At 68.0% G+C, this 14,926-nt stretch carries 15 protein-coding genes; 9 read left to right on the top strand and 6 right to left on the bottom strand.

Annotated features, from left to right (window positions below; genetic code table 11):
* Positions 1-2: 2 nt before the first annotated feature.
* The gene (gene alr, locus RM531_RS04780; protein ID WP_432280498.1) at positions 3-1,091 is read left to right on the top strand and encodes an alanine racemase; all 1,089 of its coding nucleotides are present in this window, start codon (positions 3-5) and stop codon (positions 1,089-1,091) included.
* Here the strand turns inward: alr and RM531_RS04785 are convergent.
* Positions 1,082-1,504 carry a hypothetical protein gene (locus RM531_RS04785; protein WP_311657679.1) on the bottom strand — a complete coding sequence of 141 codons (423 nt, stop codon included), beginning with the start codon at positions 1,502-1,504 and terminating at the stop codon, positions 1,082-1,084. The two genes, alr and RM531_RS04785, sit on opposite strands and share 10 nt — an antisense overlap.
* Positions 1,501-2,844 (bottom strand): DUF3179 domain-containing (seleno)protein, encoded by a 1,344-nt coding sequence (locus RM531_RS04790; RefSeq protein ID WP_311657680.1) that lies wholly within the window; start codon positions 2,842-2,844, stop codon positions 1,501-1,503. Before RM531_RS04790 ends, RM531_RS04785 begins: the two co-directional genes overlap by 4 nt.
* Positions 2,845-2,923: 79 nt before the next feature.
* Here RM531_RS04790 and radA point away from each other — a divergent pair, with 79 nt between their 5' ends.
* Positions 2,924-4,285: a DNA repair protein RadA gene (gene radA, locus RM531_RS04795; protein ID WP_311657681.1), complete on the top strand. Its 1,362-nt coding sequence runs from the start codon at positions 2,924-2,926 to the stop codon at positions 4,283-4,285.
* Positions 4,286-4,312: 27 nt separating this feature from the next.
* Here radA and RM531_RS04800 read toward each other — a convergent pair whose 3' ends face one another.
* Complete coding sequence (locus RM531_RS04800) at positions 4,313-5,590, bottom strand: HlyC/CorC family transporter (protein WP_311651792.1); 1,278 nt, start codon at positions 5,588-5,590, stop codon at positions 4,313-4,315.
* 95 nt (positions 5,591-5,685) lie between these two features.
* Complete coding sequence (locus tag RM531_RS04805) at positions 5,686-6,489, bottom strand: cytochrome C assembly family protein (RefSeq protein WP_432280499.1); 804 nt, start codon at positions 6,487-6,489, stop codon at positions 5,686-5,688.
* Positions 6,490-6,623: 134 nt separating this feature from the next.
* Here RM531_RS04805 and ffh point away from each other — a divergent pair, with 134 nt between their 5' ends.
* The 5 genes from ffh to rplS all read left to right on the top strand — a co-directional run bounded on the left by ffh (position 6,624) and on the right by rplS (position 10,568).
* The gene (gene ffh, locus RM531_RS04810; protein ID WP_311657684.1) at positions 6,624-8,006 is read left to right on the top strand and encodes a signal recognition particle protein; all 1,383 of its coding nucleotides are present in this window, start codon (positions 6,624-6,626) and stop codon (positions 8,004-8,006) included.
* A 352-nt stretch (positions 8,007-8,358) separates the two neighbouring features.
* Positions 8,359-8,847, top strand: a complete 489-nt coding sequence (gene rpsP / locus RM531_RS16070; RefSeq protein ID WP_349255391.1) for a 30S ribosomal protein S16 — start codon at positions 8,359-8,361, stop codon at positions 8,845-8,847.
* Between the two features lie 6 nt (positions 8,848-8,853).
* Complete coding sequence (gene rimM / locus RM531_RS04820; protein ID WP_311657686.1) at positions 8,854-9,372, top strand: ribosome maturation factor RimM; 519 nt, start codon at positions 8,854-8,856, stop codon at positions 9,370-9,372.
* A gap of 7 nt (positions 9,373-9,379) precedes the next feature.
* Positions 9,380-10,129 (top strand): tRNA (guanosine(37)-N1)-methyltransferase TrmD, encoded by a 750-nt coding sequence (trmD, locus tag RM531_RS04825; protein ID WP_311657687.1) that lies wholly within the window; start codon positions 9,380-9,382, stop codon positions 10,127-10,129.
* 91 nt (positions 10,130-10,220) lie between these two features.
* Positions 10,221-10,568 (top strand): 50S ribosomal protein L19, encoded by a 348-nt coding sequence (gene rplS / locus RM531_RS04830; protein ID WP_311657688.1) that lies wholly within the window; start codon positions 10,221-10,223, stop codon positions 10,566-10,568.
* 73 nt (positions 10,569-10,641) lie between these two features.
* On the opposite strand, the gene RM531_RS04835 is transcribed toward rplS, so the two are convergent.
* Positions 10,642-11,124, bottom strand: coding sequence for a C40 family peptidase (locus RM531_RS04835; protein ID WP_311657690.1), 483 nt, complete (start codon positions 11,122-11,124; stop codon positions 10,642-10,644).
* Positions 11,125-11,131: 7 nt separating this feature from the next.
* Positions 11,132-12,133 carry a thioredoxin-disulfide reductase gene (gene trxB, locus RM531_RS04840; protein ID WP_311657691.1) on the bottom strand — a complete coding sequence of 334 codons (1,002 nt, stop codon included), beginning with the start codon at positions 12,131-12,133 and terminating at the stop codon, positions 11,132-11,134.
* Positions 12,134-12,283: 150 nt separating this feature from the next.
* On the opposite strand from trxB, the gene sppA reads away from it, so the two are divergent.
* Both sppA and RM531_RS04850 read left to right on the top strand, forming a co-directional pair.
* Positions 12,284-14,131: a signal peptide peptidase SppA gene (gene sppA / locus RM531_RS04845; RefSeq protein WP_311657692.1), complete on the top strand. Its 1,848-nt coding sequence runs from the start codon at positions 12,284-12,286 to the stop codon at positions 14,129-14,131.
* A 1-nt stretch (position 14,132) separates the two neighbouring features.
* Positions 14,133-14,924, top strand: coding sequence for an alpha/beta fold hydrolase (locus tag RM531_RS04850; protein ID WP_311657693.1), 792 nt, complete (start codon positions 14,133-14,135; stop codon positions 14,922-14,924).
* Positions 14,925-14,926 lie beyond the last annotated feature (2 nt).

Consider the following 14,926-nt stretch of genomic DNA (forward strand, 5'->3'; position numbering starts at 1 on the left):
GGGTGCCCGGCTTGAGCGAGCGGGCCCGCGCCGAGATTCATCCGGCCGCGCTGCGGCACAACCTGACGGTGGTGCGACGTCTGGCGCCGGGTCGCCGGGTCTATGCGGCGGTCAAGGCCGATGCCTATGGCCACGGCGTGGCCCGCCTTGCCGGGGCGCTGGCTGACGCCGACGGCCTGGCCGTGGCCAGCCTCGCGGAACTGCAGGCGTTGCGCACCGCCGGGCTGACCCAGCCGACGGTGCTGCTGTCCGATGTGCTCGACGGCGACCTGTCGGCGCTGACGGCCGACCCCGAGGCGGAGCCGCTGATCTTCAGCACCGCCCAGTTCGACCGGCTGGCCGCCATCGCCGCCGAGTATCCACGGCGGGTGTGGATCAAGCTGGATACCGGCATGCATCGCCTGGGCTTCGCGCCGGAGCAGGCCGCCGGCCTGCACCAGCGAGTAGCGGCCACGCCCGGTCTGACGCTGGCCGGCTGGATGACCCATCTGGGCTGCGCGGACGATCCGGACGACCCCATGACGACCCAGCAAGTGACGTTTTTCGACTCCGCCCTGGCGTCGTTGCCCGGACACCGCTCGATCGCAAACTCCGCCGGCATCTGCGCCTGGCCCCGGACCCATGCCGACCTCGTGCGACCGGGGATCATGCTCTACGGTGGCTCGCCATTGCTTGACCGTTCCGCGGCCGATCTGGGACTGAAGCCGGCGATGACCCTGACCGCGCCGCTGATCAGCTGTACCGAGATTGCGGCGGGCGAGCCGGTGGGCTATGGCGCCACCTGGCGGGCGCCGGAAACCATGCCGGTCGGGGTGGTGGCAATCGGCTACGGCGACGGGTATCCCCGCCACGCCCCCAGCGGCACGCCGGCCAGCCTGGATGGGGCGCCCACGCCGCTGGTCGGGCGGGTGTCCATGGACATGCTCACCGTCGACCTGCGCCGTGCACCCGATGCGCGGGTAGGTGACCGGGTCGAGTTATGGGGCACCGACGTGCCCGCCGATACGGTGGCCCGGGCCGCCGGCACCATCGCCTACGAACTTTTCTGCCGACTCACTGCCCGGGTGAATTTCCGGGTCGATCAGGGATAGACCACGTACCGAAGCGACAACTCGCGACCGGCCAGATGGTTGCCAACACTGTCGCGATGCGCCGCCGGACCCAGGTACACCAGGGTCATGCCGGCGAGGCTGCGTCCCGATTGCCGGGCAAGCGCGGCGTTCAGCGTGGTCCGGTTGAAGGCCGCATCGGGTCCCAGGACCACCAGATACTCGTCCCCGGACGCGGCCTCGCGCAGGCCGTTCGCCAGATTTTCGGCGGCGGCCTCGCCTTCGGCGGGATCGAGATCGAAGAACAGGAAATCGCGATGCTCGGGCGGCACTTCCAGGCCCGCCAGTATGAAAGCGGTGCGGCTGTCATAAGCGGGCAATGGGGCTGACGCATCGCCGCAGCCCGCGATCAGGCCAAGCATGATCAGCCCGGCGAACCGGATCGGCGTGCTCACGGCGCCACCCGGCTGTGGGGATGGGCGCCCTGCCAGACACGCCAGCTCGTTTCCCGGGTCGGCACCCGTGGCAACTGCCGGCCGCCGGGGCCGATCAGCGCGGATTCGGTCTGCCGCCAGCGGCGATCCCGCCCATCCCGCCAGGTACCCGGCGAACCGCGCCCGCTCAGGCGGATATCGCCGGTGTCGTACACCCGCAGTGCGCGGTCGGTATGCAGGATCGACATCGTTCGCCCGGCCAGCTGGACCTGCTGAACCGCCTCGCCCACCATCGCATCGGCGGCCATCGCCAGCGCGTCGCCGTCCTCCGACATCCCGAGCACGGTCTGCTCGGCGGCCAGTGGCCCGGGCGCCGTCGGCCGGGCCAGGCGCCGGTCGGCGCGATACTGCCGGAATGCCGCCTTGTCGCGGCGGAACGTGGTCCGGTCCGGATCGCCGGCCAGTACCAGGCTGTCGGGATGAAGCTGGCGCCAGGCCCGCCAGGTGGTCGTGACCTGGGCCATGGTGGTCAGCTGTCCAGTATCGTCGCCGGCATCGGACCCGAGGCGTTCGCCTTCGAGCGCGCGCCAGAAGGAGGCGCTACCGGCGTCGTGCAGCACGGTGTCGCCCTTGAACAGGAATACGCTGTCGCGCAGATCGGCCAATTGGTCGCCGCGCAGTCGGTAGGCGGCGGTGGTGCCGCTCAGGGCATCGTGAACGACCAGCGCGTCGCCCGCCGTGGTGCGGTCACGCAGCGCGATGTGATCGGCCAGCAGGCGGCGGGGATAGGCGCGGGCCCGGCCGTCCATGACCAGTCCGATCACCAGTTCGTCGTCCTGCAGCGTCACGTCGCCGGCATCGGCCATGTCGGCCTGCGCCGCGGGTTCGGGGCGGTCGGTGCGCCGCAGCCCGGTCCACTGCAGATGCTGGAATACCCTTGGCTCGACCTCGCGCAGGTCCTGATAGAGCTGGCGGTCCACCAGCCCCAGCAGGCTGGCCCTGATGCGGGCGTAATCCGGGTGCAGCGGCAGCTCGGCCTGCTGCCGCCATTGCTGCCAGTCAGCCGGGGTATCCCCGGGCTGCGCGTCGCTGCGGCGGCGCAACAGGTCCATCATGGCGCCGCGGGTGCGGGCGTCACCGGCAAACGGCAGGGCGTCGATCATCGGCGCCGCGTAATCCGGGCGCCAGTGGGCGTCGATCCAGGCCAGTGCCGCCGCGCGGGCATCGGCGCTGCCCGCGCCCAGCGTCAGGACCTGGCCGCGCAGGCTCGGATCCTCGGGGGCGTTGCCACAGGCGCCGAGCAGGCCGGTCAGCAGGAGGGCGGCCAGCGCGCGACGCGGTTGTGCAGATCGTCGGATCATCACTCATCCGTGATGGTCGATTGGCCGGCAGTGTTGCATACGCAGGGCCGCGCCTGCCGGATGGCGTTACCATGGGCGCATGAGCCGGGCCCGGACGCAATTCACCTGTGATGCCTGCGGCGCCCAGCAGCCCAAGTGGGCGGGGCAGTGCCCGGATTGCGGCGAATGGAACACGCTGCGCGAAAGCGCGGCACCGGCCAGGGCGACCGGGCGTGGTTCGACGTCGCCGGTTGGCGATGCCCGCGTGCGCCGTCTCGACGATGTGTCGCTGGAAGATACGCCGCGCACCACTACCGGCATGTCCGAACTCGACCGGGTGCTGGGCGGGGGTCTGGTGCCGGGGTCGGTGATCCTGATCGGCGGCGACCCCGGCATCGGCAAATCGACGCTTCTACTTCAGATGCTGGCGGCCCTGCTGCCGCGCCTGCCGGGGCTGTACGTCAGCGGCGAGGAATCCCTGGAGCAGGTCCACATGCGCGCCCAGCGTCTGGGGCTGGCGGCGGGCGATCTGGCGGTGCTCGCCGAAACCTGTGTCGAACGGGTATTGGCGCTGGCGGCCAGTCACTCGCCCGGTCTGATCGTGGTCGACTCGGTGCAGACGGTGTTTTCGGAACAACTGACCTCGGCGCCGGGTTCGGTCTCCCAGTTGCGCGAGTCGGCGGCGATGCTCGTGCGTCACGCCAAGGCAAGCAGCACCGCCCTGGTCCTGGTCGGGCATGTCACCAAGGAAGGCGTGATCGCCGGCCCTCGGGTGCTGGAGCACATGGTGGACACGGTGCTCTATTTCCAGGACGAGCAGACCAGCCGCTACCGGGTGATCCGTGCGGTGAAGAACCGTTTCGGCGCGGTCAACGAACTGGGCGTGTTCGCCATGACCGACCGCGGGCTGCGCGAAGTGGCCAACCCGTCCGCCATCTTCCTGTCCCGTCACGAAAAGCCGGTGCCCGGCAGCGTGGTGACCGTCACCCGCGAGGGCAACCGGCCGCTGCTGGTGGAGGTGCAGGCGCTGGTCGATGCCTCGCATCTGCACAATCCGCGCCGGCTCACGCTGGGGCCCGACGCCAACCGGCTGGCGATGCTGCTGGCGGTGCTGCACCGCCACGGCGGCATTACGCTGGGCGATCAGGATGTGTTCGTGAACGTGGTCGGCGGCATGCGGGTCAACGAGACCGGCATCGATCTGGCGGTGCTGCTGGCGGTGCTGTCGAGCTTTCGCGACCGGCCGCTGCCCACCGATCTGGTGGTATTCGGCGAACTCGGCCTGGCCGGGGAGATCCGCCCGGTACCGGGCGGCGAGGAGCGGCTGCGCGAGGCAGCCAAGCATGGCTTTACCCAGGCGATCGTGCCGCAGGGAAATGCGCCGAAGGGTGGCCGCGGCATTGCCGGTTTGACGGTGACCGGCGTCGGTCGCCTGGCCGAGGCGCTGGACGCGTTGCCGTAAGGCGCGTCCAGGGCGTCCCGGCTCGGATCAGTGACGCGGCCGCGCGGCGGCCGGCAGCGGCCGGACCGTAACCGTCTTGACCACGTTGGCCTGGGTGGCGGTGATCTCGATCGCATAGCCGGCCAGTTTCATGCTGACCCCGGCTTGCGGGATGGTCTCCAGATGCTCCAGCACCACCCCGTTGATGGTCTTGGGTCCGTCGGTGGGCAGGGTCCAGCCCATGGCCCGGTTGAGCGACCGTACGCTGGCGGTGCCGTCCACCAGGAAACTGCCGTCCGGCTGCTGGCGTACGTTCTTGAGGCGGGTGGCCGGATCGGTGGTGAACTCGCCGACGATCTCCTCGAGGATGTCTTCCAGCGTGATAAGGCCCTGGAGATCGCCGTATTCGTCCACCACGAAGCCGATACGCCGCCGCTGGGTCTGGAAATTCAGCAGCTGCTGGGTCAGCGGTGTGTTCTCGGGTACGAAATAGGGCTCCTTGGCCAGCGCCAGCATGTTCTCCTTGGTGAGGTTGTTATCCGCCTGCAGCGCCAGCACCCGGCGCAGGTGGACGATGCCCCGCAGATCGTCGATCGAGCCGTCGTAGAGCGGCAGGCGGGTATGCTGGTTGTGCACCAGTTGCGCCAGAATCGCCGCCCAGTCCTGGGCCATGTCGATACCCACGATCTCGTTGCGCGGCACCATGATGTCCTCGACCGTGGAGTTCTCCAGATCCAGGATCGACAGCAGCATCTGCTGGTGTCGCCGCGGGATCATCGCGCCGGCTTCCGCCACCACCGTGCGCAGTTCCTCGGTGGACAGGCTGTGCGCAGCGGCATCCTCCGGCGACACCTTGAACAGCCGCAGAATGCCGTTGGCGATCAGGTTGATCACCGCGACCACCGGCGAGAACAGCCGCAGCAGCGGGCCGTAGACGAACGAGGCGGGGAAGGCGATCCGTTCCGGATGCAGGGCGGCCAGCGTCTTGGGGGTCACCTCGGAGAAGATCAGGATCAGCACCGTCAGGGCCATGGTGGCCCCGAGCACGCCGATATCGCCGTACAGCCGGATACCGATCACCGTGGCCACCGCGGAGGCCGCGATGTTGACCAGGTTGTTGCCCAGCAGGATGACGCCGATCAGACGGTCGGGACGCTCCAGCAGCGAGGAGGCCCGGCGGGCACCGCGGTGACCGGTCTTGGCGAGATGCCGCAGCCGGTACCGGTTCAGGGTCATCAGACCCGTTTCGGAACCGGAGAAGAAGGCCGACAGGACCAGTAGCAATGCCAGGGTGCCGAAAAGAATCGGCAGGGGTATTTGGTCCAAAAGCGGGCGGTCTCCTGAGTATCTATGAAGGTGTGTACGTGGCGCCGACGACCGGTGTCAAGTTGGCTGAAGCCCGTCAGCCGGGCTCTGCCGCGCTACCAGTGCCGGCCCAGCACCAGCTCCAGCACCATCTTGCTGCCGAAATAGGCGGCAATCAGCAGGGCATAGCCGCCGGCGGTCCAGCGGATTGCGGTGCGGCCCCGCCAGCCCTGACGCCAGTGGCCCCACAACAGAATGCCGAAGAACGCCCAGGCGATGAACGACAGCACCGTCTTGTGGGCCAGATGCTGGGCCAGCGGATTGTCCAAAAATACCGCCCCGGTAACGATCGCCAAGCTGAGCAGCGCGAAGCCGATGCCGATCAGGCGGAACATCAGCCGTTCCATGGTCTGCAGCGGCGGCAGGCCGGTATTCAGGCCGGCCGTGCGGTGGTTGTGCAGGCGGTGATCCTGGAATGACAGCAGCGCGGCCTGCACCGCGGCCAGAGTGAGAAAACCGTAGGCCACCAGCGACAGCAGCACATGCAGTTGCAGTGACCAGTCCAGCGGCGTCGGCGCTTCGGCGCCGCCCGGCAGCAGTGGCATGGCCAGCGCGCAGAGCAGCGCTACCGGGTAGACCACCAGCCCCAGCGAGGCCACCGGCTGGCGCCAGGCCGCCAGAAACAGCAGCACCGCGGCCTGCCAGGCGAACAGCGACAGCGCCCCGCCCACGCCGATCACCACACTGCGGACCTCGAGCATGGTCAGTACCAGCACGGCCAGATGGGTCGCAACGGCAATTCCCGCCGCGGCATGCACCGGCCAAACCGGCGCGCCGCGCAGGTGCCGCCAGCACAGCAGGCCCGCCGCGGCGTAGCCGGCACAGGCCAGAATGAGAAGCGTTATCGTCAACGTGGTCACGATTACCCGGTGGATGCCGCGATGGAGGCCGGCGCCGCGGCGCCCGACCGATGGTGGAATGGTCGCACAGCCCCTGCGCACGGGAAAGCAGGGCCGGTACAATGGCCGCCGATTCCGAACCCCGCCGAGACGCCATGTTCGACAGTCTTTCCGAACGCCTCAATCGCAGCCTGCAGACCATCCGCGGACGCGGCCGGCTGACCGAGGACAACATCAAGGCCACCCTCCGGGAAGTGCGCATGGCCCTGCTCGAGGCCGACGTTGCCCTGCCGGTGGTCAAGGATTTCATCGAACGCGTGCGCGAACGGGCGGTGGGCACCGAGGTGTCCAGCAGCCTGACCCCGGGTCAGGCCATGGTCCGGGTGGTCCACGACGAACTGGTGACCGTGCTGGGCAGCGAGCAATCGGTGCTGGCGCTCAAGTCCCAGCCGCCGGCGGTGATCCTGATGGCCGGTCTGCAGGGCTCGGGCAAGACCACCACCGTGGCCAAACTCGCCCGCACGCTGCGCGAGCGCGAGAAGAAATCGGTGATGACGGTGTCCTGCGACGTCTATCGTCCCGCCGCCATTGATCAGCTGGAACGGGTCAGCGGCGAGGTCGGTGCCGAATTCTTTCCCAGCCGGGCGGAAGACGAGCCGGTCGCCATCGCCAGGGCCGCCCTGAATGCGGCCCGCAAGGGCTTCAAGGATGTGCTGATCGTGGATACCGCCGGCCGGCTGGGTATAGACGAGGCGATGATGGACGAGATCGGCCGGCTGCATGCCGCGATCGACCCGGTAGAGACCCTGTTCGTGGTCGATGCCATGACCGGCCAGGATGCCGCCCGTACTGCTGCCGCCTTCGGCGAGGCACTGCCGCTGACCGGCGTGATACTCACCAAGGTCGACGGCGACGCCCGCGGCGGCGCGGCCCTGTCCGCCCGGCAGGTCACCGGCAAGCCGATCAAGTTCCTGGGCACCGGCGAGAAACTCGATGCGCTGGAACCGTTTCACCCCGACCGCATCGCCTCGCGCATTCTGGGCATGGGCGACGTGCTCAGCCTGGTCGAGGAAGCGGAGCAGAAGGTCGACCGCGACAAGGCCGACAAGCTGGCCCGCAAGCTCAAGAAGGGCAAGGGGTTCGACCTGGACGACCTCGGCGAGCAGTTGCGCCAGATGCAGCAGATGGGCGGCTTGAGCGCGCTGATGGAAAAGATGCCGGGCGGCGGCGGTATGCCCAAGGGCATGGCCGGGGCGGCCGACGAGACCCAGGTCAAGCGGATGCTGGCGATCATGGACTCCATGACCGCGCAGGAGCGGCGCTTCCCGGATGTGGTTCGCGCCTCGCGCAAGCGCCGCATCGCCGCCGGTTCCGGCACCCAGGTGCAGGACGTGAACCGCCTGCTCAAACAGCACATGCAGATGCAGAAGATGATGAAGAAGTTTTCCAAGGGCGGTATGCAGAAGATGATGCGCGGCATGCAGGGTGGTGGCATGGGCGGCATGGGTGGCGGTCCGGGCGGACGGCCGCCGTTTTAGGGCGTTGCTGAAAAAGGACTGTCCTGTCCTTTTCCAGCACGCCGAGTCCGGCCCAGGTCCGGACTCGGCTTCGATCGATCAAGCACTTACATGCTTGATCGCCGGCGGGACATCCCTGTCCCGCTCTAGCGGGCTGCTTTTTGAGCAGCCCCCCAGGCGGGCGCTGCGTCGGCGGGCTCGGGCGCCGTTGCGGGACCGGATTCATCCGGCGGGTTTCGCCGGGCACCAGGGCCCAATCGCCTTGCCCGGACACGCATTGCCGACGACAGTTGGCATTTACGCCAAAATGCGTACAATGCGCGGTTTGCAGCCGCCGCCCGGCGGCCAATGGCAATCAATTACCGGAAAGCATATGGTCAGGATTCGGCTTGCCCGCGGCGGCGCCAAGAAGCGCCCGTTCTATCACATTGTCGTGACCGACAAGCGCAATCAGCGCGACGGTCGCTACATCGAGCGTCTGGGTTTCTTCAACCCGATTGCGATCGGCGGTGAGACACCGCTCAAGCTTGATCGCGATCGCATCGACTACTGGCGCGGCCAGGGTGCGGTGGCCTCCGAGCGTGTCACCCACCTGATCAAGCACTTCGACAAGAACGGCATCGAAGAGGCACCGTCCCGCGCGGCACCGCCCAAGAGCAAGCCGAAGCCCAAGCCGGTGGCGCCCAAGGCGGAAGCCACCGAGGAAGCCGCGCCTGCAGAGGAAGCGGCACCGGCCGAGGAATCGACTCCCGCAGAGGGCGCTGCGCCGGCCGAAGAAGCCGCCCCGGCGGAAGACGCGGCACCGGCCGCCGACGAAGCACCGGCCGAAGACGCCGGCAGCGAGTCGGACGAGCAGAAGTAGTCTGTCGTGTCGAGCGGGACCGACACGGTCCTGCTGGGCCGCATCAGCGGCCTGTTCGGCGTTCGCGGGTGGCTCAAGGTGTATTCGTACACCGAGCCACCCGCCGCGATCTTCGACTACGCCCTCTGGTATCTCGGCGACAACGCGTCGCCCATGCGCGTGTGCCATCACCGCAAGCAGGGCCGCGGCCTCGTGGTCCAGCTGGCGGCGGACGATGCCCCCCCGATCGAGGATCGCGACGTCGCCGCCGCACTGGTCGGACTCGACGTCCGGGTAGCGCGCGAAGCACTCCCGTCATTGCCCGACGACCAGGTCTACTGGGCGGATCTGCTCGGCTGCCGGGTCGTTACCCGCGACGGGGTGGACCTGGGTCGTGTCGACGGCCTGATGGATACCGGCGAACATCCGGTGCTGGTGGTGGAAAACGGCCGGCAACGCCTGATTCCCTTCGTGCGGGGCCCGGTGGTCGATTCCGTCGATACCGGCGAGGGACGTATCGTGGTGGACTGGGACCCGGAATTCTGAGCCCGCCGTGGACATCGACGTCGTTACCCTGTTTCCCGAACTGATCCGCGAGGTCGAGCGTCACGGGGTGACCGGACGTGCGACGCAACGGGGTCTGGCCCGGCTGCGGACCTGGAATCCCCGTGACCGGGCCGGCAACCGCCAGGGTCGCGTGGACGACCGCGCCTATGGTGGCGGCCCCGGCATGGTGATGCAGGTCGCCCCGCTGCGCGAGACGCTGTCCGATATCCGCGAATCACGCGATGACTGTGGTCCGGTGCTGGCGCTCACGCCTCAGGGCGAGCGTTTCAGCGATGCCTGGGCCCGCCGGCTGGCGCAGGCCCCGCATCTGGTGCTGGTCTGTGGCCGCTACGAGGGCATTGACCAGCGGGTGCTGGATACCGACATCGATGCGGAGATATCGCTGGGCGACTTCGTGGTGTCGGGCGGCGAACTGCCGGCAATGCTGGTACTGGATGCCGTGATCCGGCTGTTGCCGGGCGCGCTGGGCGACGACGAATCGGCCGCGGATGATTCATTCGCCCGCGGGTTGCTGGATCATCCCCATTACACCCGGCCCCCGGGCGAGGGCGGCGATGAACCGGTGCCGCCGGTGCTGTTGTCCGGTGATCATGCCGCCATCCGTCGCTGGCGGCTGAAACAGGCCCTGGGTCGAACCTGGCTGCACCGTCCCGATCTGCTCGATTCGCTGACGCTTAGCGATGAGCAACGGGCGCTGCTGGCGGAGTTCGTGGCGGAAACCGGCACCGGCCAGTGAAAATTCCCGATCGGTGGCGGTACATCGCCGGAATTTCAGGTACAATGCGCGGCTTTCTCAGCCGACCCTTACAGCGACAGGCCAGCGAACAATGAGCGATATCATCCGGGAACTCGAGGCAGAACAGCAGCAGGGCAAGCAGATCCCGGCATTCGGGCCCGGCGACGAAGTGAGCGTGCAGGTGCGCGTCAAGGAAGGCGACCGCGAGCGGTTGCAGGCCTTCGACGGCGTGGTCATCGCCATGCGCAACCGCGGCCTGAATTCGGCGTTCACCGTGCGCAAGGTGTCGCACGGCGAAGGTGTGGAACGCGTGTTCCAGACCTTCTCCCCGCAGCTGGCGGAGATCAAGGTCAAGCGCCGGGGTGACGTGCGTCGCGCCAAGCTCTACTTCCTGCGCGAGCGCAGCGGCAAGTCCGCCCGTATCCGCGAGAAGCTCTGAATCGATCGGAATCCGCGTTCGGCATTGCCGGCGACAAGGCGCCCTCCGGGGCGCCTTTTTCGTGGGCGTCGGGTCAGGGCAGGATGCGGATGACCGCGGCCAGGCGTTTCCGCCAGAAGGCGTTGTCCACCGTGGCCAGCGCTACCTCGTCGCGATCGACGCTGGCGTGCACCATCTCGCCCGAGCCGATGAACATGCCGACATGCGGATCGGCGTCGTCGCCACTCAGTCGATAGAACAGCAGATCGCCCGGCAGCGCCTCGTCGAACGCGATCGGCTTGCCCGCGCGTAGCTGGCCCGGCGTGCGGGTCGGGATCCCGATGCCGGCCGCGGCGTAGGCGAAATGCATCAGGCCGGCGTTGCCGAAGCCCTTGCGGTCGGTACCGCCATAGCGATACGGCGCGCTGATCTGGGCCGTGGCGCTGGTCACCACCGTCTTGCGGGCCTCGGACAGTGTCGGGTCGACCGCACTGGTACCCGGCAGCCGGAAGGCGCAGGCGGCCAGCAGTGCCGTCGCGGCAATCAGGACGAACGCTGGCTGTCGCGTATGACGCATCGGCCTATCAGGACGCTGCGGCGGCAGCGGTGCCGGCGGTTTCCTCGGCCAGCTGGTCGAGATACTTCTCGGCATCCAGCGCGGCCATGCAGCCGGTGCCGGCGGAGGTGATGGCCTGGCGGTAGACGTGATCCATCACGTCGCCGGCGGCGAACACGCCCGGCACGCTGGTGGCGGTGTGGTTGCCCCGGGTTCCGCTGTTGACCTGGATATAGCCGCCTTCCATGTCCAGCTGGCCGGTAAAGATGTCGGTGTTGGGCTTGTGCCCGATGGCGATGAACACGCCGTCGACATCCAGCTGGCGGGGCGTGTCGTCGGCCACCGACTTGATGCGGGCGCCGTTGACGCCCATGTCGTCGCCCAGGATTTCATCGAGAACGTGGTTCCAGATGATCTCGACGTTGCCGTTCTCGGCCTTGTCGCGCAGCTTGTCGGCCAGAATCTTCTCCGAGCGGAACTGATCGCGCCGGTGCACCACGGTGACTTTCGCCGCGATGTTGGACAGGTACAGCGCTTCCTCCACCGCGGTATTGCCGCCGCCGATCACCGCCACGTTGCGATTCTTGTAGAAGAAGCCGTCGCAGGTCGCGCAGGCCGATACGCCCTTGCCGGCAAAGGCTTCCTCGGAGGGCAGACCCAGGTACTTGGCGGTGGCGCCGGTGGCGATGATCAGGGCATCGCAGGTATACCCGCCGCGGTCGCCAGTCAGGCGCAGCGGGCGCTGGCTGAAATCCACCGCGTTGATGTGGTCGAACAGCACGCGGGTGTCGAAGCGCTCGGCATGCGCCAGCATGCGTGACATCAGGTCCGGGCCCTGCAGGCCCTCGACATCCCCGGGCCAGTTGTCGACATCGGTGGTCGTCATCAGCTGACCGCCCTGTTCGATGCCGGTAATGAGTACCGGGTCGAGGTTCGCGCGGGCCGCATAGACGGCCGCGGTGTACCCGGCCGGGCCCGAGCCCAGGATGATCAGCTTGTGGTGGGGCGTGTCCGCCGTGGTGTCATTCATGGTCGGGTCTGCAGATTGGGAAACGGAGCCGTCGCCGTGGGCGGCAGCATTGATGACGATGATTCTACTAGAGCCGCATCCGCCCGGGTGGCTTGGGCGGCCCGAGAGCCTTGGCGTACCATAACGGCTGCATTCCCAACGGTGATCGACTTGGCCAAGCGACAAGGCATCCTCGGCGGTTTCTTCCGCCTGATCTGGCGGGTTGCCGCCGGCATCTACGCACTGCTCATTCTGGTTTTCCTGCTGGCGGCGCCGGTGTCGGCCTATCTGTTGTTCTTCGGAGGCAGCGGGGTCACGGTCGAGGACAATGTCGCCCTGGTCTGGGCGCCCACCGGCGATCTGATCGAGCAGAGCGACATGCCCGCGCCGGATGCCCTGGTGCGTGATCTGCTCAGCGGTCCCGAGCCGCAGACGGTGGTCCGGGACCTGGTGGAGGCGCTCGACCGGGCTGCCGAGGATGACCGTATCGCGCTGGCCTTTCTCAAGCTCGACCAACTCGGCGCGGCCAGCGCCGGCCAGCTGCAGGACCTGACCGACGCCATCGACCGTTTCCGTGAATCCGGCAAGCGGGTGGTGGCCTGGTCGCCGAGCTACAACCAGGCCCAGTACGAGCTGGCCGCCCACGCCGATCACGTTTATCTGGACCCGATGGGCTATGTGTTCGTCGAGGGCTATGCGGTTTACCGCAAGTATTTCGCGGAAGGCCTCGACAAGCTGGGCGTGGATATCAACGTGTTCCGCGTGGGCGAGTACAAGTCCTTCGTGGAGCCGTTCCTGCGTAACGACATGTCGCCGCCGGCCCGGGCCGCGAACCGGGCCTGGCTGGAGTCGCTGTGGGACGTGTATCTGGACGAGATCACCGGCGTCCGCGAGCTGACATCGTCTGATATCGAAGGCTATGTCGCGAAGTTCGACAGCAATCTCGCCGAGTCCGGCGGCGATGCCGCGGCCATGGCCCAGGCCGCCGGCCTGGTGGACGAGATCGCCTCGCTCGAGGCCACCCGCGACGCCATGCGCGAGATCGTGGGTGCCGACGACGATCACGGCAGTTTCCGTCAGATAAACCACTTCCAGTATCTGAGTGCCACCGAATCGGCCCAGCCCGAACCGCGTACCGAGAACCGCATCGGCCTGGTGGTGGTGGAGGGTCCGATCGTGGACGGCGAGAGCATGCGCGGGGCCGCTGGCGGCGAGACCGTGGCCAAGCTGGTGGCCGACGCCCGACGCGACGACTCGGTGGCCGCCCTGTTGCTGCGGGTGAACAGCCCGGGCGGGTCGGTCTACGCCTCGGAGCGGATTCGGCGCGAGGTGGCGCTAACCCGCGAGGCCGGCAAACCGGTGGTGGTGTCGATGGCGGGTACGGCGGCTTCAGGCGGCTACTGGATCAGCATGAATGCGGACCAGATCTGGGCCCAGCCGGCCACCATCACCGGTTCGATCGGCGTGTTCGGCATCATCCCCACCTACGGCAAGCCGCTGGCCGAGCTCGGCATTCACACGGATGGCGTTGGTACCACGCCGCTGTCCGGGGCCCTGCGGGGGGACCGACCGCTCAGCCCGATGGTCAAGCGCATCATCCAGAGCGGCATCGAGCATACCTACGACCAGTTCATCGGCCGTGTGGCCGAGGCCCGGGACATGCAGAAGACGGCGGTGGACGAGATCGCCCAGGGCCGCGTCTGGAGCGGCGCCGACGCCCAGCGCATCGGGCTGGTGGACTCGCTGGGCGGGTTCGACCAGGCCCTGACCGCGACCGCCGAACTCGCCGGCCTGCAGCCGGGTGACTACGGTCTGAAACCCATCCGCCCGCCGAGCAACTGGCAGGCGCTGATGCGTCAGTTGCTGTCATCCCGGGCGGGTATGGGTTTCCTGCCGGACTGGATCACGCGGCTCCCGACGGACCCGGCCTTCGACTGGCTGCGTCACGGGCTGACCGACCCGCGCGGGTTTTACGCACACTGCTTCTGCGAACTGGCGCCCGCGGACGGGCGGCCCTGACATGCCGTCGGTGACACTCGCCGACGGCGTGCGGCTGCACTACCGCGAGGCCGGGCAGGGCGAGCCGCTGGTCCTGCTGCACGGCCTGGGTTCCAGCGGCGCCGACTGGGAGTACCAGATTCCGGCCTTCGCCGAGCATTACCGGGTGATCGTCCCCGATCTGCGCGGCTCCGGTGACAGCGACAAGCCACGGGGGCCGTACCGGATTTCCCGCTTCGCCGATGACATCTGGCAGTTGCTGGACGCGCTCGATATCGAATCCGCACGGCTGGTCGGCCTGTCCATGGGCGGGGCCACCGCCTTCGAGATGGCAGCCAGCCAGCCGCAGCGCACGACCGCGCTGGTGGTGGTCAACTGTCCGCCGGATTTCGCGATCACCTCGCTGCGCAAGCTGCTGGAGGTGGCCATGCGGCTGGCGGTGGTGCAATGCCTGGGCATGCCGCGCATGGCCGCGATGATTGGCGACCGGCTGTTTCCGGATGCCGATCAGGCCGAGCTCCGGGAGACGTTCGTGCAGCGTTACGGCGCGAACCGGAAGCGCGAGTACCTGTGGTCGCTGCGATCGCTGCCCGGCTGGTCGGTGACGGATCGCCTTAGCCGTATCGACTGTCCGGCGCTGATGGTTGCCGCGGCCAATGACTACACCCCGGTGGCCGAGAAACAGGTCGCGGTGGACGCCCTGCCGCGCGGCGAACTGTCGGTGGTGGACAACAGCCGTCATGCCACGCCGATCGATTCGCCGGACCGCTTCAATGCGCTGGTGCTGGATTTTCTCCAACGCCAGGATGCGTGACC

Source organism: Spectribacter acetivorans, assembly GCF_031846305.1.
GTDB classification, from domain to species: domain Bacteria; phylum Pseudomonadota; class Gammaproteobacteria; order Nevskiales; family Salinisphaeraceae; genus Spectribacter; species Spectribacter acetivorans.